Source organism: Arthrobacter sp. B10-11 (assembly GCF_033142195.1).
GTDB classification, from domain to species: Bacteria; Actinomycetota; Actinomycetes; order Actinomycetales; family Micrococcaceae; genus Arthrobacter; species Arthrobacter oryzae_C.
The window spans coordinates 268683-292765 of the sequence record NZ_JAWMTH010000004.1 but is presented as its reverse complement, the minus strand read 5'-3'; the positions used below and the strand labels follow the sequence as shown (position 1 = coordinate 292765).

Sequence of the window (24083 nt, the reverse complement as noted above, 5' to 3'; positions counted from 1 at the left end):
TTTTGTCAGAAACCAGACTCCCGAAGGATCACCATGAGCCACACACTGACCACCAAGCTCCAGCCCGGAACCCAGGCACCGGACTTCACCCTGCCCGATGCGGAGGGCAAGCCGACGTCCCTGGCCGATTACCGCGGCAAGAACGTGATTGTGTACTTCTACCCGGAAGCGGCCACCCCCGGCTGCACCACCGAGGCCTGCGACTTCCGTGACAGCCTCGAGTCGCTGCAGGGCTCCGGCTACGAGGTGCTGGGCGTCTCCCCCGACGCCCCCGAAAAGCTGGCCCACTTCACGGGCGACTTCGCACTGACCTTCCCGCTCCTGGCCGACGAGGACCATTCCGTTGCCCTGGCCTACGGCGCGTGGGGCGAAAAGCTTCGCGACGGCGAGGTCACCGAGGGCATCGTCCGCTCCACCGTGGTGCTCGATCCCGAAGGAAGGGTCAAGCTGGCCCAGTACCAGGTCAAGGCCCAGGGCCACGTGGCGGCACTGAAGGAAGCCCTGGGCGTCTAGCTTTCCCCCACCCCTCCCCCCCCCAGGACGCTCTCTCACTTTTGACCCGTTTCGGGGCGACGCTCTCTCACTTACCGCAACAAAAACCGGAACCCTCTCTCACTGTCTTGACGAAAGTGAGAGAGGGTTCCGGCATTTTGGATCAAAAGTGAGAGAGCGTCCCTGGGGTTAGAGGCGGGACCGGTCCGAGGCAAGTGCCGACTGGCGCACCTGGGCCGGGGTGAAGCGGGCTCCCGCGTCGGGGAAGCCAGGCACCTCGATGCGGGCGTGGGTGTGGACCTCCGTGACGGTGTCCCGCGTGTGCTCGGCGATCTTGGCCATGGTGGTGACCCACATGCCGTCCATGGCCTTGACCCGGCTGATCAGCTGTTCCAGGGCCACGGCCTTGGAGGGCCGGCCGGAGATGAACGGGTGGTTGGTCAGCACGAAGCAGCTACCGGCCGCATGGTGGGCCTCAGCCTCCAGCATCCACATTTCCAGGACCTTGGCGGGGCTTTCGATCACTCCGCTGCCGGTAACCCCGGGGTAGAAGGCGTACTGCTCCCAGTCGTCCAGCGCCCAGTCCACCGGTATTTCCACCAGGTCCCGGGAATCGCCCTCGGCGACGCTGAAACGGTACGGTGCGTCGCCGTCGAGCAGGCTGGAATCGTAGAGGAAGCCGCGGTCCGCGAGGAGCGCCGGCGAGTGCCAGTTCAGCTCCCACCAGGGAGCGCGGTAGCCCACCGGCCGGACGCCGGCGACCTTGGCCAGTGCCTCCAGCCCGCGGTCGATGTACCGCGCCTCGGTGGCGGCGTCGATGCCCTGCATGGGTTCGTGCAGGTAACCGTGGTGGGCGATTTCATGCCCGGCGTCCACGATCCGGCGCACCACATCCGGGTAGCTTTCGGCCGTGAATCCGGGGATGAAGAAGGTGGCCTGCACGTCCTGGCGGTCCAAGATCTGCAGCAGCCGCGGCACCGCGACCTTGGGCCCGTAGGACTGGTGGGTCATGAGGGACATCCGGCGCGTGCTGGTGGGATCGTGCGCGATGGTGCATGACTCCGCATCCACATCGAACGTGAAGGATGCGGCCGCCCGGTAACCTTCGGGCCAGGAGATGGGATGGGCGGAGTCCGGGAAAGCGGGGAATTCCATGGTCCTTTTCCTTTCTAGAGTGAGATGGCGGTGGGCGCCGGGCGGACTGCCGCTTCAGGGGCGGCCGCGTCAGACGCAGCGGCGTCCTGGGCGGCTACCGGGACCAGAGCGGATCCGGCGTCGGCCAGAAATTTGCGGTGGACCCGGGGCCCGAGAACCGCGTAGCTGACGGCGCTGCTGACTCCGCCGGCCAGCCAGGACAGATCCCAGCCGCCCAGGGCCACGGCGATGGGGCCCTGCATTGCGGGGACAAGCCCGTACATGAACAGCCAGGTGGAGAAGATGCCGACCAGGAGGGACACGATACCGGCCCAGTTGACGCCGGGGAGGCGCTTGGTGCCCACGCCGTCGAACAGGCGTGCGGTTTCGCCGGGCCAGCGCTTCTCGATCCAGAAGTAGTGCACCAGCATCACGCCGCCCCAGGCAGCCACCCAAGCCACGAGGCCGATCAGCCAGGCGTCCAGCACGGCGGCGAAATCCTCCTGGAAGATGAAGAAGACGACGGCGATCAGCGAGAAGACGCCGACGAAGAGGTTGAGCTTGCGGCGGCTGATGGTGATGTCGAGTGCCTGCGTCGCAACGGAGAAGGTGTAGATGTTCAGGATGTTCGTGGCGATGGGTCCGTGCAGGACCATCAGGAGGACAGGGAGTGCCAGGACACCGAAGTTCTGGACAATGAGCTTTCCGGGGTCGATCTCGCCGCTGTTGGTGGCCAGGCTGGCACCAAGGATGCCGAGCCAGACGACGGGGATGAACTGGCCCAGGACCGAGGCGAGGTAGACCTTCTTCTTGGGCACTTCGGTGCTCACGAAGCGGGAGTAGTCGGCGGCGTAGGTGAACCAGGTGATGCCCCAGCCGATGCCGATTGCAGTCATGACAGCGCTCATCGCGGCGATCCGCTCAGAGCCTTCAAGGATGTTGCCGGCAGGACCGGCGTAGCCCCAGTCGATCTTCATGCCGAACCAGGCGACGGCGGACATGACAGCAAGAATGATGATGGTGGGCGGCACTGTCCACTTTTCAAACGCTGCGATGGCCTTGTAGCCGAACCAGGCGATGGCTACCTGTGCGGCCATAATGGCGGTGGCCACGCCGATCTTCCACGCATAGTTCTGCGCTGTCGGATCAACCCAGCCAAGGGTGCCGAACAGGGCCATGACCAGGTCAAGGATGATCCAGGTGTTGACGGCGCACCAGCCGATGACCAGCAGCGCCTGGATGGCGGCGGGCAGGTAGTTTCCGCGCCTGCCGAATGCTGCCCGGGCGAGCACCATGCCGGTGGCCCCGGTCTTCTGGCCGAGCAGGACGAAGCAGCCGAACAGCAGCATTCCGATCAGGTTCCCCAAGACCAGAACGGTGACCGTGTCGGCAAAGCCAAGGCCCAGGTGGATGCCCAGTGCGCCGAGCACCCAGTTGATGGGTGCGAGGTTGGCGCCTGCCCAGATCCAGAACTGCCCGGACACCTTCCGGGTCCGCTGGGATTCGGGGATGGGCTGAAGCCAGGCTTCGACGTCTTCGCCGGCTACGGGCGCTTGGCCGGCCGGTGCTGCAGTGGAGTTGTTATGCATGGGGGCCTCCGTAGGGGGAAAGGGGATACATCCAGATTATGTGTTCCAAGCCACACCCAACAAGATACGATGTGTATATCAGAACGACCCTTTGCATTACGGAGCGTCATGCCCATCAAGCTCGATGAAGTCCTCAACCACGCCAGCCTCACAGCCGCGGATCCGGTGATCCGCGCCGGTGCCGCGGCAGTGGCCGGTACGCAGTTGCGGTGGGTCCACTCCAGTGAGGTTTTGGACATCGCACCTTTACTTAGCGGAGGCGAACTGCTCCTCACCGGCGGCGATGCGCTGGTCACGGCCTCGGACGCGCGCCGCGTGGAGTACGTGCGGCAGCTCGCTGAGCGCGGGGTGGGCGCGCTGGTGGTGGAAACAGGCCAACGGCTCGCTTCCCTTCCGTCCTCCATGGTGCGGGCAGCGGAGGAAGCCGGGCTGCCCCTCATTGAGTTCCGCAAAGTGGTGCCGTTCGTGGGCATCATGCAGGCCATCAACTCCATGCTGGTCAGCGAATCAGTGACGCACCTGCGCCGCGCTGACGAGGCCAGCCACGAAATGGCCGTTGAACTGGCCCACGGCAGCGGCCTGGACCAGATCCTTGCCGTACTGGCCGGAATCATCGGCGCAACGCTGGAGCTTACGTCCGTGTCCGGCGTGACGCTCGGCAGCGCCGGCCCCGACGGCGCCGGATCACGGCCGGAGGACACCGGCCCCGGTTCGGTCTCCGAACACCAGCCCGGCACAGACGGCCACGGACCTGACGGCGCCCTGATCAACATCGATGTGCCGGTCCGCGGCGTGCCGTCGGCCAGGCTGATCATCAACGTCCCGGCCGACGGCGACGTCAACCTGGCGCGCGTCGCCGGCGGCCGGTGCGTGGATATCCTTTCGCTCGCGCTGCTGCAGCGGATGCCCCCGGGGCTGAAGGAAGTGGCGGGGACGGCGCTGTTGCGGGCAGTCAGTTCCGGCAGCCAGCCGTGGCGGCTCCAGCAGCTCTCCCCCGCCGCCGGGATTCCGGCCGCCGCAACGATGGTGGCCGTCGTCGTCCGGACCTCCACGTCACAGCAATTGCGGGCAGCCATGGACAAGATCCTGAAGAGGACGGCACAGCAGAGCGCCAGCTACGTTGACAACGCGGAGCTCCTGGCGCTTGCGGCCCTGCCGTTTGACGGGGCTGCGGCGGCCCGGACCGAACTCGTGGCCGCCTTGCAGGAACTGCCGGTTGAACCCGGAACGATGACGGCGGTTGGCCCGCTGGCGGCCGGAATCGAAGACGCGCCTTGGTCGCTGTCGGAGGCGAAGGTCGCCTTGGACCTTGCGTCGAACGGGACGCTGCCGGCGGCGGTGCCGCCGTCGGACACTGACAGTGTGGTGCTCGACGTCGAAAATCTCGCCGTGGAGCGGTTGGCGGCGCAGCACCTGGACCAGGACGCGCGGCAGGATTTTGTCCGCCGGCAGCTGGGACCCGTGCTGGACCACGACGCCCGGCGGAACTCCCGGCTGCTCCAGACCCTGTCCATCTGGCTCGACTCGGGCTGCAATACAGCGCAGGCCGCCCGGGAGCTGCATGTGGAGCGGCAGTCCATGCACCACCGGCTGCAGCGGATTTTTGAGTTGTGCGGCGGCGATCCGCGCGGAACCGGCCGGCTCGCCGCGCTGCACCTGGCCACCAGGCTGGCCGCGTTGTAGCCGGGCACGGCAGGACGCTCTCTCACTTACTGCACGAAAAAACGGGACGCTCTCTCACTTAACGCAGAAAAACCCGGGACGCTCTCTCACTTCCCCCAAGGAAGTGAGAGAGCATCCCGGTTGGACCGACAGAAAGTGAGAGAGCGTCCCGGTTGAACCGGCAGGAAGTGAGAGAGCATCCCGGTTGGACCGACAGGAAGTGAGAGAGCATCCCGGTAGGACCAACAGGAAGTGAGAGAGCGTCCCGGTAGGACCGACAGGGCGTGGTTAGCGGAGCACTACCGTCCTGTTGCCGCGCAGGATGACCCGGCCTTCGCAGTGCCAGCGGACCGCGTTGGACAACGCCTTGCACTCGGTGTCGCGCCCGGCGGCCACCAGGTCTTCCGGGCCGTAGGTGTGGTCCACTTCCACCACCTGCTGGGCGATGATGGGTCCCTCGTCCAGTTCGCCGTTGACGTAGTGCGCCGTGGCACCCACGGTTTTCACTCCGCGGGCATAGGCCTGGTGGTACGGCTTGGCACCCTTGAAGCTGGGCAGGAACGAGTGGTGGATGTTGATCGCACGCCCGTCCAGCTTGCGGGTCAGGCCGTCGCTGAGGACCTGCATGTAGCGGGCCAGCACCACGAGCTCCACGTCGTACTCGTCCACCAGTTCCAGCAGCCGCGCTTCGGCCTCGGGCTTGGTGGCCGCGGTGACGGGCACGTGGAAGAACGGGATGCCGTGCCATTCCACCAATGTCTGGTGGTCGGTGTGGTTCGAGACCACTGCCACCACGTCCACCGGCAGTTCGCCGATCCGGGCGCGGAACAGCAGGTCGTTGAGGCAGTGCCCGAACTTGGACACCATGATCAGCACCTTGCGCTTGGCGCCATTCGGCTCCAGCCGCCAGCTCATTCCGAAGCGTTCAGCCACCGGGGCGAAAGCGGTCCGCAGCGTATCCGCGGTGGAGGCGTCGCCGTCGGACGCGAAGTGCACCCGCATGAAGAAGTGCCCTTCGGAACGTTCACCGAACTGCTGGTTGTCGATGATGTCGCAGCCGTGTTCCAGCAGGAAACCGGAGACGGCGTGGACGATGCCCGGTGACTCGCGGCAGTCCAGGGTCAGGACGTGCTCAACGGTGGTGGCCGATTCGGGACGGGATGACGTTTCAGTCTGGATAGCAGTCATGGCTCAGCACTCAATCACGTTGACGGCGAGGCCTCCGCGGGAGGTCTCCTTGTACTTGGTTTTCATGTCGGCTCCTGTTTCGCGCATCGTTTTGATGGCTTTGTCGAGGGACACCTTGTGGCTGCCGTCCCCGTGCAGGGCAAGGCGGGCGGCGTTGATGGCTTTCACACTGGCAATGGCGTTGCGTTCGATGCAGGGGATCTGCACCAGGCCGCCGACGGGGTCGCAGGTCAGGCCGAGGTTGTGTTCGATGCCCACTTCGGCGGCGTTCTCCACCTGTTCGGGTGTGCCGCCGAGGACCTCGCACAGACCGGCCGCGGCCATGGAGCAGGCCGAGCCCACTTCGCCCTGGCAGCCGACTTCCGCGCCGGAGATGGAGGCGTTGATCTTGAACAGGATCCCGACGGCGGCCGCGGCCAGCAGGAAGCGGACCACACCGTCGTCGTCGGCTCCGGGAACAAACTTGGTGTAGTAGTGCAGCACCGCAGGAACGATCCCGGCCGCGCCGTTGGTGGGAGCCGTGACGATCCGCCCGCCGGCGGCGTTTTCCTCGTTCACCGCGAGCGCGAACAAGTTCACCCATTCCATCGCCCGGAGCGGGTCGGTCACGCCGGTGTCCGCGGTCAGGGTCTTGAACAACGACGGCGCCCGGCGCCTTACGTTCAGCCCGCCGGGAAGGATCCCTTCCGCGGCGCAGCCGTTGTCCACGCATTCGCGCATGACGGCCCAGAGTTTCAGCAGCTCCGCGCGGAGCTCCGCTTCGCTGCGCCACATGAGCTCGTTGGCGAGCATGACGTCGGAGATGGACATCCCTTCGCGGCGGCAGATCTCGAGGAGTTCGTCGGCCGTGGTGAAGGGGTACGGCAGCGGGGTGTCGTCCGCCACCACTTTGTCTCCGGCGTCGGCGTCCCCGTCAACCACGAAGCCGCCGCCAATCGAATAGAAGCTCCGTTCGCTGAGGACGGCGCCGGTGTGGTCCAGCGCCCGGAAGGTCATGCCGTTGGGGTGGGCGGGCAGGGACTTGCGGCGGTGCAGCACCACGTCCTCGTCCCAGTTGAAGTCCACCCGGTGGTCCCCGCCGATCCGGAGTTCGGCGTCCAGGGCGGCGGCCGCCACCTGGTCGTCGGCGGTGGAGGTGTCCACGGTTTCCGGGTCCAGGCCCTGGAGCCCGAGCACCACGGCTTTGTCGGAGCCGTGGCCCCGGCCGGTGGCGCCGAGCGATCCGAACAGTTCGGCCTGGACCCGTGTGGTGGCGCTCAGGTGGCCGTCACCTTTGAGCCCTTCGGCGAACAGTTTCGCCGCCCGCATCGGGCCGACCGTGTGTGACGACGACGGCCCGATGCCAACGGAGAAGAGGTCCAGGGCGCTCAGCGCCATCAGGGCACCTCGGGGGAGGCGTATTCCCTCATGGCGTCCAGGAGCCAGCGGCCCAGGAAGTCCGCGAACGAAGCCCGCGGGAAGAGCCGGAAGCTGTCCTCGCCGGACTTAAGCAGGACCACCGGGATGTTGCCCACCTCGGTGTTCAGGGCAGTTCCGGGCGTGAAGCTCCGTGGGTGCAGGTCCAAGGCGCAGCCCTTCTCCAGGACGGCGCGGGCGCGGGGTCCGGAGAGTTCGAACGTGGTGCGGTTGGCGGACAGGTCCACCACCTGGCCCGGGGCGTCGCCCAGCGCGGTGTGGAGTGCGCGGATGAGGTCGCCGCCCAGGGAGTCGTGCGCTTCTTCCGGTGCCACCACCAGGAACTCTGCGGGGCCGAGCCAGAGGACGCTGACGTCCTCCGTGCCGCGGACCTCGCCGCAGCGTGCCGGCAGTCCGCCGATGACAGACGCGACCCGTGCCCCTTCCTCGGAGTTGAGGGCCACGCGGATCCCGGCCATGGTCTGGAACGGGCCCTCTTTCAGGACCACCGTTCCTTCCACGGAGCCGGCCTCCAGCGCGGCGGCCAGGTGTGAAGCCGGGCTGCGGCGGATGTCCCGGAGTCCATTGATGCCTTCGAGTGCTGCTGTGTTAGCCATCTTTGCGGGTCCCTTCGGGGTCAAAAAGTACGGTTTCTGCGACGACTACGTCAACGAGCTGGTCACCGGCGGCGGCCACGAGGGTCTCGCCGATGCGGTTGCGGCCGTTCTTGATCAGTGCCAGGCCAAAGGACCGGCCCAGGGCGGCGCTGTGGTAGCTCGAGGTCACGAAGCCCTGCATGGGAACGGGTCCGTAGGCGGGGTTGGTGGTAACGCCCTTCTCCACGAGCTGGGTGCCTTCCGGCAGCCGCAGCGTTCCGTCCACGGGAAGGACGCTGACCAGGTGCTTGCGGTCCTCGCGCTGGGCGTCGGCCCGGGCGTAGGAGCGCTTGCCGATGAACTCCTTGGCCTTGGAGACCACCCATTCCATCCCCGCGTCCTGCGGGGTGACCGTGCCGTCGGTGTCCTGCCCGACGATCGGGTAGCCCTTTTCGGCGCGGAGCACGTGCATGGTTTCGGTGCCGTAGGGGGTGATGTTGAATTCGGCCCCGGCGGCTGCCACGGCTTCCCAGGTGTTCAGCCCGTACCAGGACGGCACGTTGATTTCGTAGGCCAGTTCGCCGGAGAAGGAGATCCGGCAGATCCGGGCCTGCACGCCGGAGGCGAGGGTGGTTTCGCGGAAGGTCATGAACGGGAAGGCTTCCGCCTCCAGTCCGCCGCCGGCGGCGAGTTCGGGCGCCACCTTGGCGATCACCGCGCGGGATTTGGGTCCGACGACGGCAATGGTGCTCCACTGTTCGGTCACCGAGGTGCAGTGCACATCCAGCTCGGGCCACTCGGTCTGCAGCCATTCCTCCAGCCAGTCCAGCACCTTCGCGGCGCCGCCGGTGGTGGTGGTCATGAAGAACCGGTCCTCGTCGAGGCGCAGGGTCACGCCGTCGTCGAAAATCATGCCGTCGGCCATGCACATCACGCCGTAGCGGGCGGAACCCGGGGCGAGCTTCTTGAAGGCGTTGGTGTAGATCCGGTTGAGGAACTCACCGGCGTCCTTGCCCCGGATTTCGATCTTGCCCAGCGTGGTGGCGTCCATGAAGCCCACGGACTCGCGGACGGCGGCGCCTTCACGCAGCACGGCGGTGTCCATGTCCTCCCCGGCCTGCGGGTAGTACCAGGGACGCTTCCACTGCCCCACGTCCTCGAACAGGGCGCCCTTGGCGACGTGCCACGGGTGGATCGAGGTGACGCGGGCGGGGTCGAACAGTTCGCCGCGCTGGCGTCCGGCGAGGGCCGCGAATGCCACCGGGGTGAAAGGTGCGCGGTAGGTGGTGGTGCCGATGTCGCCGATGCCCCGGGACGCTTCGCCGGCTGTGCGCAGTGCTGCGGCGATGACGCCGATCGCGTTGACGCCGGAGGTCTTGCCCTGGTCGTTGGCGGTGCTGATGGAGGTGTAGCGCTTGATGTGCTCCACGGACCGCATGCCGGCACCGGTGGACCGCAGCACGTCAGCCACGGACTGGTCGCGCTGGAAGTCCACGAAGTGGTGGTGCCAGTCATCCGGCGTGCCCGCCTGGCCCGGGACCAGCCACAGCTGGCGGGTGGGGGCGGATGCCTTCGGTTCGCCGATGACGGACGGCTTGGTTTCGGAGGCGAAGCCGGCGGCGATGGCTGCCGCCGCACCGGCGGAGATGCCCTCGGCCAGGCAGTCTGCGAGGTCGAAGCTGCCGCGTCCGGAGCCGATGGTCTGCTGGTTCGGGACGACGGTGCTCGGCACGAAGGCCGCCAGGTCTTCGTCCCAGCGCAGCTTGCCCTGCCGCTGGGAGTGGAGGTGGACGAGCGGGCTCCAGCCGCCGGAGACTGCCAGCAGGTCGCAGGCGATCTCTTCGATGCCGGAGGTGAGTTCGCCGTCGTCGTTGATGCTGCGGACGGTGACGGAGGTCAGCCGGCCGTCGTTTGATCCGGCGTCGCCGGACTCATCAGCAGCCGTGTTGGCCACTGCGCTGCCGATCAGCACGCGGGTGCCGGATTCGACGGCGGCAGCAGCCACCTCCGTGAGGCGGGGACGGGCGTCCACGACGGCGGCGACCTTGACGCCGGCAGCCCGCAGGTCCGAAGCCAGGGCGTAGGCGCTGTCGTTGGTGGTGCTGATGACAACGCGCTGGCCGGCGGCAACTGCGTAGCGGTTGAGGTAGCTGCGGACAGCGGAGGCGAGCATGACGCCGGGGCGGTCGTTGTTCTCGAAGACCAGCGGACGTTCGTGGGCGCCGGGAGCCAGGACCACCTGATTGGCACGGATGTGCCAAATCCGCTGCCGGGACACTCCGGGGGCGGCCGGGCTGGACAGGTGGTCGGTGCGGTTCTGGACGGCGATGACGTAGTTGGCGTCGTAGGCGCCGAAGGCCGTGGTGCGGTTCAGGACGGTGCATTCGGCAGCGGACACGAGTTCAGCTTCGACGTCGGCCACCCATTCCAGCGCGGGCTTGCCTTCGACGGCCTCGGCCAGGTCAGGGGCGGTGGATCCGGACAGGAGCGTGCCGCCGAGTTCGGGCTGGTCGTCCAGCAGCATCACGCGGGCGCCGGTGCGGACGGCTTCGCGGGCCGCTGCCAGGCCGGCGGGGCCGCCACCGATTACCAGGACGTCCGTGTGCACGTACTTCTTGTCGTACTCGGCGCGGTCTTCCTCCGGGTCCAGGCGGCCCAGGCCGTTGAGCAGCTCGGCCTGGAGACCGTCCACCAGCGTGACCGTGGTGGCGGGAAGCATGGATTCGGCCACGTGGCCGGGGAACCGGGGTGCCACCTTGACCAGTGCATTGGCTTCTTCAACACCGGCGGACATGATGCCGCGGGCACGGTCCTCATAGAGTGAGTTGCCGGCGGCGATGCGGCCGTTGGCAAGCAGCGCCGAGGCGAGGGTGTCGCCGGGGTGTCCGGTGAACTCTTCGCCGTCCACGGTGAAGCGCCAGGAAATGCTGCGGTCGATGCGTCCGCCGGCGGCGAGGCGGGCGTTCTGGGAAGTCACTTGGTTGCTCCTTCCGGGGCGGTGGTGCTGGAGGCGTTGGTGCTTGTTGCAGAAGTGCTGGTTTCAGCGATGCTGGTTGCCGAGGTGCTGGGCGCGGCGCTGCCGGTGGTGGTGCTGTCAGCGGCGAGGCTGGCGGTGCCGGATTCGGCGGCCGCGGCGGCGGCTGCGGGACGGGGCGTGCCCATCGGGTAGACGGCCTGGATGTCGTAGCTGACGGTGTCGCGGAGCATGTTGAACCACTGGCGGCAGCCGGTGCTGTGGAGCCACCGTTCGGCAAAAATGCCCTTGGTGTTGTCGCGGTAGAAAAGGAACTCGGCCCATTCGCGGTCGTTCAGTTCGTTCGGGTTCTCCGGGTAGGGCACGTGGGCCTGGCCGCCGTAGTGGAACTCGGTCTCGTCGCGCGAGCCGCAGTTGGGGCATGAGATAAGCAGCATGTGCGTCTTCTTTCTATGGGACGGCGGCTAGTGGGCGACGGCGGCTGCGCCGTGTTCGTCGATCAGGGCACCGGTTTCGAAGCGTTCCAGCGCAAACGGCTTGTTCAGCTGGTGCGGTGCCCCGGTGGCGATGGTGTGGGCGAAGGTGAGGCCTGCAGCAGGGGTGCCCTTGAAACCGCCCGTTCCCCATCCGCAGTTGACGAACATGTTGTCCACCGGTGTGGTGCCCACGATGGGCGAGGCGTCCAGGGTGGTGTCCACGATGCCGCCCCAGGTCCGGAGCACGTGTGCCCGGGCGAAGATGGGGAACAGTTCGACGGCGGCGGCCATCTGGTGTTCGATCACGTGGAAGGAGCCGCGCTGGCCGTAGCCGTTGTAGGAGTCGACGCCGGCGCCCATGACCAGTTCGCCCTTGTGCGCCTGGGAGACGTAGACGTGCACGTGGTTGGACATGACCACCGTCGGGTGGACCGGCTCGTGCAGTTCGGAGACCAGGGCCTGGAGCGGGTGCGACTGGATGGGCAGCCGGAAGCCGGCCATTTCAGCCAGGACCGAGCTGTGGCCGGCCGCGCACAGGCCCACCTTTTCGGTGTGGATGGTGCCGCGGTTGGTCTTGACGCCCACCACGCGGTTACCGTCCTTGAGGAAGCCGGTGACTTCGCAGTTCTGGATGATGTCCACGCCGAGCTCGTCGCACTTGCGGGCGAAGGCCCAGGCCACGTGGTCGTGCTTGGCGATGCCGGCACGGGGCTGGTAGGTGGCGCCCATGACGGGGTAGCGGATGTTGTCGCTGATGTTCAGGATGGGGCAGAGTTCCTTGACCTGGTCCGGCTCCAGCCATTCCGCGTCCACGCCGTTGAGCTTGTTCGCTCCGACGCGGCGGATGCTTTCGCGGACATCACCGAGGGTGTGGGCCAGGTTCATGACGCCGCGCTGGCTGAACAGGAAGTCGTATTCAAGCTCTTCCGGCAGGATCTCCCACAGCTTCAGGGCGTGCTCGTAGATGGCCGCGCTCTCGTCCCAGAGGTAGTTGGAACGGATGATGGTGGTGTTGCGGGCCATGTTGCCGCCAGCCAGCCAACCCTTTTCAAGGACGGCGATGTTGGTCATGCCGTGGTTCTTGGCCAGGTAGTAGGCCGTTGCCAAGCCGTGTCCGCCGCCGCCCACAATCACGGCGTCGTAGGAGGACTTGGGCTCCGGGTTGCGCCAGAGGAAATCCGGGTGCTCGGGGAGGAGATCTGCACTCACTGGGCTGCTCCAATCAGGTCTGATTCGAAGGCGGCAATCTCGGTGCCGTTGATGAGGTGGGGGTAGAGCGGGAACTGGTCGGCGAGGGCGGTGACGCGGGCGCGGAGTTCGACGGCGGTATCCTCGCTGAGCGATACGCCGGCGGTTTCGCTGCCGGCGGTTTCGTTGCCGGCAGCGGCGATGAGCGCCGTCGCAATGATGTCCGCTACTTCGGCGAACTCCACGGCGCCGAAGCCGCGGGTTGCCAGGGCGGGAGTGCCGATCCGGAGGCCGGAGGAAACCATTGGCGGGCGCGGGTCGAACGGGACGGCGTTGCGGTTGACCGTGATGCCGATCCGGTGCAGGGCGTCTTCGGCCTGCTGCCCGTCCAGTTCAGAGTTGCGGAGGTCAACCAGGACCAGGTGCACGTCGGTGCCGCCGTTGACCACGGAGATGCCGGCTGCTGCGACGTCGTCGCGGAGGAGCCGTTCGGCCAGCAGCTTGGAGCCCTGCAGGACGCGTTCCTGGCGTTCCTTGAACTCCGGCGAGCCGGCCAGCTTGAAGGCCACGGCCTTGGCGGCGATGACGTGCTCCAGCGGGCCGCCCTGCTGGCCCGGGAACACTGCGCTGTTGATCTTGCGGGCGAATTCCTCCTTGGCCAGGATGACTCCGCCGCGCGGTCCGCCGAGGGTCTTGTGGGTGGTGGTGGTGACGACGTCGGCGTACGGCACCGGGTTCGGGTGCAGCCCTGCGGCGACCAGGCCGGCGAAGTGGGCCATGTCCACCATGAGGTAGGCGCCAACCAGGTCGGCGATCCGGCGGAACTCGGCGAAGTCCAGCTGGCGGGAGTACGCGGACCATCCGGCCACGATCAGCCGGGGGCGGTGCTGCAGCGCGAGGGCCTCTACTTCGGCCATATCGATCCTGAGGTCCGATTCACGCACGTGGTACGGAACCACGTTGTAGAGCTTGCCGGAGAAGTTGATCTTCATGCCGTGGGTGAGGTGCCCGCCGTGGGCGAGGTTCAGGCCCATGATGGTGTCGCCCGGGTTCAGCAGGGCGAACATGGCGGCGGCGTTGGCCTGCGCGCCGGAGTGCGGCTGCACGTTGGCGAACTCCGCGCCGAACAGGGCCTTCACCCGGTCGATGGCCAGCTGCTCGATCACGTCAACGTGCTCGCAGCCGCCATAGTAGCGCTTGCCCGGGTAACCCTCGGCGTACTTGTTGGTCAGGACTGAGCCCTGCGCCTCCATGACGGCCGCGGGGGCGAAATTCTCCGAGGCGATCATTTCCAGCGTTGACTGCTGGCGGTCCAGCTCGCGGACAATGGCCTGCTGGACCTCGGGATCGACTGCGGAAAGTCGCTCGTTCAACTGCTCAACCACGGTTGCTCCTTTGAAATACTATTGCTGCAAAACTAATATATTAGTGTGAGTGCAATGGTATGATTGGGATCACAAGAGAGTCAAGGGGTGGAAGCAAAGTGACACTGAGCTTCCGCTTGGAACCCGGATTCTAAGTAGCGATGAATGGAGCGGCGCCTTGAATGCACTTCCCGCCCTGGCTTCCGTCGAGGACGAGGCCCCGTCCCAGGCGGAGGCCGCGTACCGGCAGCTGCGCGACAAGCTGATCATGCTGGAGATCCGCCCGGGCGAACCCATCAATGATGGCCAGCTGGCGGCCGAGTTCGGATCCGGCCGCACTCCTGTGCGCGAAGCGATCAAGCGGCTGGAGGTGGACCACCTGGTGGTGTCCTATCCCCGCCGGGGAACTTTCGCCACCAACGTGGACTTCACGGAGTTGGCCGATGTGTCGGAGGTCCGGGAGCTACTCGAACCGCTGGCGGCGCGGCGCGCGGCCACCAGGGCTAGTGCGGCCATGCGCCGCGAACTGCTGCAGGTGGCCAAGACCATCGCCGAGCTGGACCCCAGTCCCGCGGAGTCGCGTGAACTCATGCGGTACGACCTGACGGTCCACCGCCTCATCTACAAGGCGGCCGCGAACCCGCACCTGGAGAACACCCTGATCCGCTACGACAACCTTGCAACCCGGATCTGGTGCGTGGTCCTGGACAAGGTGCCGTCAGTGAGCGGCCACATCACTGAACATGTGGAACTCCTCGAAGCGGTTGCGGAGGGCGACGCCGACAGGGCCGCCAAGCTGGCACTGCACCATGTCACGAGCTTCGAGGAAACCATCCGGAAGGTGCTCTAAGCCGCCTGCCCCCCGGACGCTCTCTCACTCCCTGCAATTAACACCGAAACGCTCTCTCACCTTTCGCATATAAAACCGAAACGCTCTCTCACTTTCCTCAAGAAAGTGAGAGAGCGTTTCGCCTGAAGCGGCAGGAAGTGAGAGGGCGTCCCGGTTGAGCCGCCCGGAAGTGAGAGGGCGTCCCGGTTGAGCCGCCCGGTAGTGAGAGAGCGTCCCGAGGGAGGTGGCAGCGCTACCGGCCGCCGCCCCCGATCACGCCGGCTTCCACGGCCTTCGTGACGGCATCCGCCTCTGCCTGGGTCAGCTTTCCGTCGGTGACGGCGGTGTCCAGCCGGGTCTTGAGGGCTGCTGCCCGTTCGGCCTGGCTGGCCGCGCGGATTTCCTCCAGGGCTGCGGTGACCTTGGATTCCTCGACGCCGAGCGCTTCAGCCAGGGACTTCGCCATCTCCGCGTCCATGGCGGAGCGGTCCGGCTTGGTGCCTTCGGCCGGCTTGGTGCCGTCCGCCGCCTCGGTGGGCTTGTTGGCCTCCCGGAACGCCTGGATGGCCTCGGTCACCTTGGCTTCCTCGACGCCGAGCTTCGTTGCCAGGTCTGCTGCGAGCTGTCCTCGGTCGCCGCCGCCCTTGTGCCCGCCGCGCTTTCCGCCCTCAGTGGCTGTTGAGCCGTCGGTGCTGGCTGACGCCGTGGCGCTGGGGGTGGGGGTCTCTGCCGCCGAGGCCATCCCGGTGACTCCGAGTCCGGCGCCCAGTGCAAGTGCCCCGGCCGTCAGGCCGAGCGTGATTCTCTTCGTGCGTGACATTCTGATATCTCCTCGATCCGCCGTATGAAACGGCTCTTTGGGGAAGAACGGCCGGTTTGCACCGTCCTTCACTCAAAGATGCAGCGCCAACATAGGGCACGGCTGTTCGGATCCTGTCGGCATGCTGTGAATGCTTGCCGGGAGGTCAGGCCACTCGCCGAAAACGCTGAAGTGCAGTCCGTCAGCCGTGCTTCTTCCAGCGCCTGGGCCAGCGGATATTCAATAACAGCAGTCCCAGCAGCAGCGAGTCCACGGTGACGATGGCCGCTGTGAGGTAGGCCCAGCCGATCATCATGGGGTGCTCACCGCCACCCGACGGCCGGCGGTACGGGGTTGCATCACAGTGCCCATGACAATCTCCTGACGTGGATCCCCCCAGTCAATCGATTAGTCCACCAAGTGTGGCACGGCTGCGGCCCGGACGGAACGGCGGTCACTACTCGAATCCGGCCGCCGTTCCGCACCTCGGGTCGCGGCAATACTTGCTAGATGATCGCGGCGCGCAGTTCCTTCGCGGCCAGCGCGGGATCAGCGGCGCTGTAGATGGAACCGCCGACGACGGCGACATCGGCACCGGCGCGCTGCACGGCATTGATGGTGGAAATGTTCACTCCGCCGGCCACGGAGAACGGCACCCGGGCTTCCTCCCCCGCCGTGAGCAGCACGTTCAGGTTGTAGCCCGGCTTGGCCTGCTCGTCCAGGCCGGCGTGGAACTCGATGAACTTGGCGCCCAGGGCGCGGGCTTCCTGGGCGCGGGTAACTTTGTCCGCGACGCCGATCAGGTCAACAACGATGCCCTTGTTGTGGGCCTTGGCTGCTTTGACGGCGCCGGCAATGGTGGAGTCGTCGGCGCTGCCCAGGACGGAGACCAGGTCTGCTCCGGCGCTGAAAGCGATCTCGGCTTCGAGTTCGCCGGCGTCCATGGTCTTCATGTCGGCAAAGACGATCTTGTCCGGGTGGGCCGTCTTGACGGCGGTCACGGCGGACAGCCCGGCGTTCTTCACCAGCGGTGTGCCGAGTTCGATGATGTCAACGTATTCGGCAACTTTGCCGGCGAGCTCGAGGGCTGCTTCGACGGTCAGGACGTCCATGGCGACTTGCAGTTTCATGTGTTTCTTCCTTGGGGTTGTTTGGGTGGTATCTGGGCGGGCGGCGGTTATTCGAGGTTGGCGTGGCGTTCCCAGAGTTCTTCCGGGGCGGCCGCGTCCTCATCCCAGAGGCTTTGGAAGACTGCTTCGGTGGTGGCGAACAGCACCTGTTCGAAGAGGCTGCCCGAGTACTGCCGGGAGACGGCGGTGCCGTGGTCAGTTTTTTGCGCAGCCGGGATGAGTACGACGGCGGCAGCCACCGCCGCGAGCGGGGAACCGGTGTTGGTGGTGTAGGCGGCCACCCGGGCACCCTGGCCGGCCGCGGTTTCGGCCGCTTTGACGACGCCGGCAGTGGTACCGGAGCCGGAGGCTGCCAGTAACAGGTCGCCCGGGCGGATGGCCGGCGCGGTTGTCTCGCCGACCACGTGCACCGTCAGCCCGAGGTGCATCAGCCGCATGGCCGCCATTTTCAGGACGAGGCCGCTTCGGCCGGCACCCGTCACGAAGATCCTGTCGGCCAGACGCAGTTCGGTTACAAGGGACGCCACCTGCGCCGGATCAACGCGCTGGAACACTTCTCTGATTTCGTCCTGGACAAGAATCCGGTTGTGGATGAAGGCCCGGGATGTATCGGCATGGGCGGCCCGATCGGTTTCCGTGATGACGCTCATTGGCTCCACTCCTTGTACGAGAGTTGTTACATATCCATCCTGACTCTCCTGCAGGGTAGGTCCAACGCCATGATCGAACGGTCTTTCCTACCCAAAAGGGTAGGCATGGGGAAGGAAATCCGTAGAATAGGCAGGTGAGCAAACCTTCCGACACCTATGCTGCCCTGGTTATCCCCAACCCCGGCTTGCCCCGGACCGTCGAGGAGGCGCAGTCATTGCTCGGCGCGGTAGCCGCGTTGTCCACCGCGCCGCTGGCCACCATTGCACAGCGATTGCGGGACGCCGTTGACCCGTATCTGGGCAGTAGTGCGCTGGTGATCTTCACGGAGGACTGCACGGGCCGGCCCCAGAAGAAAGCCGGCGACGAAGCCGTCATCAGCCGGGTATCCATCGCCGAACTCGACCACATCCGCGCCGCCCTGCCTGAGGGCGGAGCTTCGCCGGGCGGGGCGTGGCAGGGCGACGCCGTCCTTGGCGGTGAGGAACGCCCGGTTCTGGCCCTTTCCTCGCCGAGCAACGCGCTGCTGGTGTTCGCAGACCCGCAGCCTCGTCCGGATCCGGCGGAGCATGCGGCGGCAGAGGGGATGCTCCGCTACCTGTGGGCCCTCGCAGCCGAACGGATCCGGGAAAAGGTGGCTGATGCGCCGCCGTCGTACCTCATTGAATCCCGCGCGGCCTCGGCCGAGCGGGTCAGGGTGACCGCCGAACTGGTGGACCACCACTCCACCACCCTCGAAACCCTGCTGGCCGCGCTGCGGTCGCCCGCACTGAGCGACGACGCGGCGCGGAAGTCCGCCACCGATGTCGCCGCAAAAGCACTCGTGGGACTCCGCACCCTCAACGACCGCACCACGGAACTCGTGGAGGAACCCGTCGCCACCGCATTCCAGCGACTCCGCGAGGACCTGAAGCCGCTCATGAATTTCAGCGGGATCGACGTCCAGTTCGTCGAGCCTCCCGTCAACGGCCGCGCCCTGCCCGGCGAAGTGGCCCACGCTGCGCGGGCGATCGTCCGCGGGCTGGTGCTCGCCATGGTGGACCAGACAGGAGTCCGCCGGATCCGTACGCAATGGGATTGCGACGGCGAGAGCCTCCTGGTCAACGTCCGCGACGACGGCCCCGGCGAACTGTCCGCGGCCGCACCGAACATGGCCCGCCTGGGCCAGCGCGTGGAGGCCCTCAACGGCCGCATGTCGGTGGATGTGATGTCCGGCTGGGGAGCTGACGTGGCCGTGTCAATTCCCCTCGACCGGCCGGCCGGCCCACTGGCGGATGTCTCAGGCTGGAAGCTCGCCGAGCGGGAACTGGAGGTGCTGCAGCTGCTGGCCGCGGGACAGCGGAACCGGGCCATCGCGGCGAAACTGCACATCAGCGAGAACACCGTGAAGTTCCATCTGCGCAACATCTACCGGAAGGTTGGCGCATCCTCTCGCACGGAAGCTATCGCCATGGCCCACAGCAGCGGCCTGCGCTAGCCGGGCCTTTTTGCGCCCTTGCCCCGGCGACCGGCCGGTGACAGGGTGGCGGCATGGCAATCGAAATCCGTCCGGCGACGCAGTTCGAGGATGTGCAAACGATGGTTGGCCCCAAGAGCCCCGGGGCCAACGTCTGCTGGTGCCTGAGCTACCGGATCCCCTCAAAGCAGAACGTGGAACTGCGCGGCCCGGCACGCGGGGACCTCGTGAGGGAACTGGTCCGGCAGGATCCACCACCGGGCGTGCTGGCCTATGACGGCGACGACGTGGTGGGCTGGGCAGGTGTCCATCCGCGCGCCGACACCAGCTTTGCCCGCAACCGCAAGATTCCCCACGTGGACGATGTCGACGTGTGGTCGGTGTGGTGCATCCGCGTCCGGCCCGGGCACCGCGGCCAGGGCATCTCGCACCTCCTGGTGCAGGGCGCCGTCGAGTTCGCCCGAAGCTATGGCGCCCCTGCCATCGAGGGCTACCCGGTGGACAACCAGGGCAGGAAAGTGGACCTCACCATGGCATATGTGGGTACCCGCTCGCTCTTCGAACAGGCGGGATTCGCCAAGGCCGCCGACACCGGTTCCGTGATCAACGGCTTCCCCCGCGTGGTCATGCGCCGTTTCCTGCGTTGATATCTGTGAAAGATCGCGTCTGACACGAGCTTCGGCGCCAGGGCTTCAGCGTCGCCTTACGCAACAAGCATCACGATATGCAACAGGGTGACGCATGCCGCGATCGGTGTCAAGGTGCTGCCGGAACATGCGAAATACCTTGACTTTGCGCGTGACCTAGCGCACTCTGTTGCTTACCGCGAATTGTGTTGACTCTTGCGGAACAATCTCCGAAGCCTAAGGTAGACCGTTTGCGAATCCAGTCCCTGAACTCTAAAGAGGTGCACCATGCACAAGGCCTGCCCGCTCAGGGAACCCGCTCCCGGGGAGGCACTATGGCTCGAAACCGCTCCGCCTATCGCCGTCTTCCACACGGACGAAGGTGAGCTGGTGTTCCGTCGGCCAAACTGCCGGTCCGCACACACAACGTCAAGATCGTCGACGGCAACATCATGGTCATCGAATCGGACGAAGCCCCCAACCTTCCGCCCGGTCTAGCTCCCGAAGGCCATGTTTAAACGCAAGCCCATGACTCGCCGAGATAAGGACCCGCTCATGGCTATTAATAGTGAAGTAACATCCCCTAAACCCAACGAGGCTCCTACCGACAGCAGTCCGGCGGATTCTCCCGACAACCCGGATGCTGAAAGCATGGATAGCTCCCGCGAAGCAACCCGCATCTCAACTGATGAAATTCCACCCTCAGTCCTCGAACCAGAGGACGGCACAACCGCAAGCCTGCCGGATGAAGAAGAATACGCTCAAATCCTTGAGGAACTTCGCCAGAGCAAAACAGAGCAGGCCGTCTCCAAACGCCGGAACCAGAAACTAACCCTCGACAAGGTCACCTTCGGGATCACAGGCGCCATTGCCATCGCTTTCGTGATCTGGGGCTTTGTCGGCAAGGACAGCCTGTCCAGCACCTCCAAGGACGCCCTCGACTGGGTGATGGAATACACCGGTTGGCTCTTTATGGTGCTGGCCTCCCTTTTCGTTGTTTTCGTCCTCTGGCTGGCCCTCGGCAAGTTCGGAAACATCCCTTTGGGCAAGGACGGTGAGAAGCCGGAATTCCGAACCGTCTCCTGGGTGTCCATGATGTTCGCGGCCGGAATGGGTATTGGACTCATGTTCTACGGCGTCGCTGAACCTCTCTACCACTACGTCGCTCCCCCGCCCGGAACCGTCGACGGCCGCACGCCCGCAGCCATTCAGACCGCCATGGCAACATCCATCTTCCACTGGACCCTGCACCCCTGGGCCATGTACGCCGTGGTGGGAATCGCCATGGCCTACGGAACCTACCGGCTGGGCCGCAAGCAACTCATCTCGGCAGCCTTCACCTCACTGTTCGGCATCAGGATGGTGGAAGGACCGGTGGGCAAGTTCATCAACATCCTGGCCATCTTTGCCACCCTCTTCGGCACCGCCGCATCGCTGGGCCTGGGCGCCCTCCAGATCGGCAGCGGAATGACATCGAACGGCTGGGTGGGGGAAATCGGGACACCGGTGCTCGTGGTGATCGTAGCGATCCTCACGTCCTGCTTCGTCGCCTCCGCCGTCTCAGGCATCAGCCGCGGCATCCAGTGGCTCTCGAACATCAACATGGTCCTGGCCGTGGTCCTCGCCCTCATCGTGTTCGTTGCCGGTCCCACCCTGTTCATCCTGAATCTCATCCCGTCCGCGGTTGGCGACTACGCCCGGGACCTCGCCGAGATGTCCTCCCGCACGGAAGCCGTCGGCGACGAGGCCCTGCGCACCTGGATGTCCGGCTGGACCATCTTCTACTGGGCCTGGTGGATTTCCTGGACGCCCTTCGTGGGCTTGTTCATTGCCCGGATCAGCCGCGGCCGCACCATCCGCCAGTTCGTCACCGGCGTCCTGCTCGTCCCCAGCATCGTCAGCGTCATCTGGTTCTCGATCTTCGGCGGCACGGCGTTCCGTGTCCAGGAGGAAGCCGACAAGGCAAACACTCCGGGCCTGGTAACGATGGTCGACGGAAGTCCGTCCATCAATTTTGACGGAGCACTCTTCGACCTGGTCAAGAACCTGTCGATGCCGGACTGGCTGACAGCAGCGGTCATCGTCCTGGCGATGGTCCTGGTCGGGATCTTCTTCATCACGGGTGCCGATGCGGCCTCCATTGTGATGGGATCGCTTAGCTCCAACGGCGCCGAGGAGCCACGGCGGGGAGTGGTCATTTTCTGGGGCACGCTCACAGGTGCAGTGGCGGCGGTCATGCTCCTTGCCGGCGGCGATGAGCCCTCGGCGGCTTTGTCCGGCCTGCAGCGGATTACCATCGTGGCCGCGCTGCCGTTCGTGCTGGTCATGCTGCTGTTGTGCTTCGCCCTGGCTAAGGACCTCCGACGCGACCCGCTGTCCTTGCGCCGGCGCCTGGCCACCTCCGTGGTGGAGCGGGCCATTCGTACCGGTGTGGAACAGCATGGCGGCGTCCAATTCGACCTCGTCACCAGGCACGATTGCGCCGAGAAATGCTCGGACTCGGACTGCCACGGCGGGACCCTAACCGGCGGTATCCCAACTGTCGGGAAGCCCGGCAGCGACGATACCAAGCCAAAGACCAACCTCAACTAATTAATCCCCTAGTTCTGTCCCCGGCGGCAACCCCTTGGCGCCGGGGACAGAACTTTTTTATCGCACCAGCAAAGGCTAAACAGACATGTCCCAGCATCAGGAACCGAGGGAAAGATCATGAGCTGCTTGTTTTCCCGCGAGGAGTTCGACCTCCCGGGCCTCCTGCGGGGCGGGGCGGACGACGACGTCATCGACGTCCTGCCGCCCTTTGCCGGAGGCTAGGCGGCAAAGAGGGCCTGGCGGACAGCATGCTCGAAACCGCTGACGTGAACGCGCGCCAGCTCCGCAGCCCGTGCCTCATCGCCGTCAATGACTGCACGCAGGAGGTCGAGGTGCTCGCGGACATGGTGGGAGAGATCCGGAAGCCGGTCCAAAACCATGCACCAGATCCGGGTGGCAAGGTTGTCGTAGCGAATGAGGACGTCTTCCAGGTGGGGGTTCGCAGCAGCCGCATAAATACCTTGGTGCACGCTGGCGTCGAGGCGCAGGGTTTCGACGACCGAGGCCGCGCTCACGTCAAAGGCCTCAACCTCCTCCATCACGCTGCGTAACCGCGCCCTGGTTCCCGGCGAAGCCACGCGCGCGGCCCGGGCGGCCGCCAATGGCTCCAGCTGGGCGCGGATTTCAGAGATGAAAGCAAGGTCGGTCACCTCGACCCGGGTGGCGAAAGTTCCGCGACGGGGGTAGGTGACCACGAGTCGGTCCAGCTCAAGGCGCTTGAGGGCTTCCCGCACGGGCGTCCGCCCCACGCCCAGATCCTTGGAGAGGACCTCATCATTGAGGAGGTCGCCTGGCTTGATGTCCAGCATCAGCAGCCGGTCCCGGATGCTCGCGTACGCAACGTCCGCCAGGGACTTTCCAGCCGCAGCATCCGTAAAGGCCAAAGATTCAAATGCCACGGTAGCAACCCCTTCCATCACGCCATTTACGGCTATTGACCTCACCCAATGACCAGTATACGCTAGGTGGGAATTCTAATATATCAGTGTCAATCACAAGAATATATCTAAAGGAGGCACTATGACTCTCGTTGATACCGGCTTAGCTCCCAACACCCAGGCCCAGTCCCTCGCAGTAGCGGACAAGCCCGCGCAGAAGTTCGTGCTCACACTGTCGTGCGGCGAACGCGCTGGCATCGTTCAGGCTGTCACCACATTCCTGTTTGAGCGGGGTTTCAACATCGACGAGCACCAGCAGTTCGACGACGGCCTCCGACAAACACTTCACCTGCGCACTGCGTTCTCCCGTTCCTCGGCCTACTCCCGGGACAAGCTCGAAGAAGAGTTCCGTCCGATCGCGGACCGTTTCGGGATGAAGTTCGAGGTCCACGACCAGACCAAACAACGCGTCCTCGTCATGGTGTCCAAGTTCGGCCACTGCCTCAATGACCTGATCTTCCGCTGGCGCGGCGGCAGCCTCGGCGGGGATCTCGTTCTGGTGGTTTCCAACCACGAAACCCACCGGGCGATGGCGGAGGCCGCGGGCCTCCCGTTCGTCCACATTCCCGTGACGTCCGAGACCAAGGCAGACGCAGAGCGTCAACTGCTCGACCTGATCGACGAGCACAACATCGACCTCGTGGTGCTGGCGCGCTACATGCAGGTGCTTTCCAACGACCTTTGCCGGGCCCTGGAGGGACGGGCCATCAATATCCACCATTCCTTCCTCCCCGGATTCAAGGGTGCGCGCCCCTACCACCAGGCCTACGATCGCGGAGTCAAACTCGTGGGGGCCACGGCGCACTACGTGACTGCGGACCTTGACGAGGGTCCCATCATCGAGCAGGAAGTCATCCGGGTCGATCACACGTACGGCCCGACCACCCTCTCCACCGTCGGCCAGGATGCGGAAGCCCTGGCCCTGTCCCGCGCTGTGCGGTGGCATTGCGAGCGCCGAGTGCTGCTGGACCAGACCAGCACCGTGGTGTTCCGGTAGCCACAACCGC

General features: G+C 65.7%; 20 protein-coding genes. 7 read left to right on the top strand and 13 right to left on the bottom strand.

What is annotated here, in order from left to right:
• Positions 1–33 precede the first annotated feature (33 nt).
• A complete protein-coding gene (gene bcp, locus RW112_RS14420; RefSeq protein ID WP_317782435.1) occupies positions 34–513 on the top strand; it encodes a thioredoxin-dependent thiol peroxidase in 480 nt (159 codons plus the stop codon).
• 168 nt (positions 514–681) lie between these two features.
• On the opposite strand, the gene RW112_RS14415 is transcribed toward bcp, so the two are convergent.
• Entirely contained in the window at positions 682–1647 is a 966-nt protein-coding gene (locus RW112_RS14415; RefSeq protein ID WP_317782434.1) for a polysaccharide deacetylase, read from the bottom strand.
• Between the two features lie 14 nt (positions 1648–1661).
• Entirely contained in the window at positions 1662–3215 is a 1554-nt protein-coding gene (locus RW112_RS14410; protein ID WP_317782433.1) for a cytosine permease, read from the bottom strand.
• A gap of 108 nt (positions 3216–3323) precedes the next feature.
• Between RW112_RS14410 and RW112_RS14405 the strand changes: the two genes are divergently transcribed.
• Positions 3324–4898, top strand: a complete 1575-nt coding sequence (locus RW112_RS14405) for a PucR family transcriptional regulator (protein ID WP_317782432.1) — start codon at positions 3324–3326, stop codon at positions 4896–4898.
• A gap of 267 nt (positions 4899–5165) precedes the next feature.
• Here RW112_RS14405 and purU (RW112_RS14400) read toward each other — a convergent pair whose 3' ends face one another.
• Genes purU (RW112_RS14400) through glyA form a run of 7 tightly spaced genes read right to left on the bottom strand, consistent with a single transcriptional unit; the run spans position 5166 to position 14079 of the window.
• Positions 5166–6065, bottom strand: coding sequence for a formyltetrahydrofolate deformylase (gene purU, locus RW112_RS14400; protein ID WP_317782431.1), 900 nt, complete (start codon positions 6063–6065; stop codon positions 5166–5168).
• 3 nt (positions 6066–6068) lie between these two features.
• Positions 6069–7442: an L-serine ammonia-lyase gene (locus RW112_RS14395; RefSeq protein WP_317782430.1), complete on the bottom strand. Its 1374-nt coding sequence runs from the start codon at positions 7440–7442 to the stop codon at positions 6069–6071.
• Entirely contained in the window at positions 7442–8077 is a 636-nt protein-coding gene (locus RW112_RS14390; protein ID WP_317782429.1) for a sarcosine oxidase subunit gamma, read from the bottom strand. Before RW112_RS14390 ends, RW112_RS14395 begins: the two co-directional genes overlap by 1 nt.
• Positions 8070–11033, bottom strand: coding sequence for a 2Fe-2S iron-sulfur cluster-binding protein (locus RW112_RS14385; RefSeq protein ID WP_317782428.1), 2964 nt, complete (start codon positions 11031–11033; stop codon positions 8070–8072). Before RW112_RS14385 ends, RW112_RS14390 begins: the two co-directional genes overlap by 8 nt.
• Complete coding sequence (locus tag RW112_RS14380) at positions 11030–11467, bottom strand: sarcosine oxidase subunit delta (protein WP_317782427.1); 438 nt, start codon at positions 11465–11467, stop codon at positions 11030–11032. Before RW112_RS14380 ends, RW112_RS14385 begins: the two co-directional genes overlap by 4 nt.
• Positions 11468–11494: 27 nt before the next feature.
• Complete coding sequence (locus tag RW112_RS14375; RefSeq protein WP_317782426.1) at positions 11495–12715, bottom strand: sarcosine oxidase subunit beta family protein; 1221 nt, start codon at positions 12713–12715, stop codon at positions 11495–11497.
• Positions 12712–14079, bottom strand: coding sequence for a serine hydroxymethyltransferase (glyA, locus tag RW112_RS14370; RefSeq protein ID WP_317782425.1), 1368 nt, complete (start codon positions 14077–14079; stop codon positions 12712–12714). The genes RW112_RS14375 and glyA overlap by 4 nt, the downstream gene beginning before the upstream one ends.
• A gap of 157 nt (positions 14080–14236) precedes the next feature.
• Between glyA and RW112_RS14365 the strand changes: the two genes are divergently transcribed.
• On the top strand, positions 14237–14908 hold the full coding sequence (locus RW112_RS14365; RefSeq protein ID WP_317782424.1) for a GntR family transcriptional regulator: 672 nt from the start codon (positions 14237–14239) through the stop codon (positions 14906–14908).
• 232 nt (positions 14909–15140) lie between these two features.
• On the opposite strand, the gene RW112_RS14360 is transcribed toward RW112_RS14365, so the two are convergent.
• The 3 genes from RW112_RS14360 to hxlB all read right to left on the bottom strand — a co-directional run bounded on the left by RW112_RS14360 (position 15141) and on the right by hxlB (position 17466).
• Positions 15141–15707: a hypothetical protein gene (locus RW112_RS14360; protein ID WP_317782423.1), complete on the bottom strand. Its 567-nt coding sequence runs from the start codon at positions 15705–15707 to the stop codon at positions 15141–15143.
• A 485-nt stretch (positions 15708–16192) separates the two neighbouring features.
• Positions 16193–16816, bottom strand: a complete 624-nt coding sequence (gene hxlA / locus RW112_RS14355; RefSeq protein WP_317782422.1) for a 3-hexulose-6-phosphate synthase — start codon at positions 16814–16816, stop codon at positions 16193–16195.
• 47 nt (positions 16817–16863) lie between these two features.
• Entirely contained in the window at positions 16864–17466 is a 603-nt protein-coding gene (hxlB, locus tag RW112_RS14350) for a 6-phospho-3-hexuloisomerase (protein WP_317782421.1), read from the bottom strand.
• Positions 17467–17651: 185 nt separating this feature from the next.
• Between hxlB and RW112_RS14345 the strand changes: the two genes are divergently transcribed.
• From RW112_RS14345 to RW112_RS14335, 3 genes are all read left to right on the top strand, one after another.
• Positions 17652–18941, top strand: a complete 1290-nt coding sequence (locus RW112_RS14345) for a LuxR C-terminal-related transcriptional regulator (protein ID WP_317782649.1) — start codon at positions 17652–17654, stop codon at positions 18939–18941.
• A 53-nt stretch (positions 18942–18994) separates the two neighbouring features.
• Complete coding sequence (locus RW112_RS14340; RefSeq protein ID WP_317782420.1) at positions 18995–19567, top strand: GNAT family N-acetyltransferase; 573 nt, start codon at positions 18995–18997, stop codon at positions 19565–19567.
• 630 nt (positions 19568–20197) lie between these two features.
• A complete protein-coding gene (locus RW112_RS14335) occupies positions 20198–22138 on the top strand; it encodes a BCCT family transporter (RefSeq protein ID WP_411709908.1) in 1941 nt (646 codons plus the stop codon).
• A 218-nt stretch (positions 22139–22356) separates the two neighbouring features.
• Here the strand turns inward: RW112_RS14335 and RW112_RS14330 are convergent, their stop codons facing one another.
• On the bottom strand, positions 22357–23037 hold the full coding sequence (locus RW112_RS14330) for a GntR family transcriptional regulator (protein WP_317782418.1): 681 nt from the start codon (positions 23035–23037) through the stop codon (positions 22357–22359).
• Between the two features lie 121 nt (positions 23038–23158).
• Between RW112_RS14330 and purU (RW112_RS14325) the strand changes: the two genes are divergently transcribed.
• Positions 23159–24073, top strand: a complete 915-nt coding sequence (gene purU / locus RW112_RS14325; RefSeq protein WP_317782417.1) for a formyltetrahydrofolate deformylase — start codon at positions 23159–23161, stop codon at positions 24071–24073.
• The last annotated feature ends 10 nt before the right edge of the window (positions 24074–24083 follow it).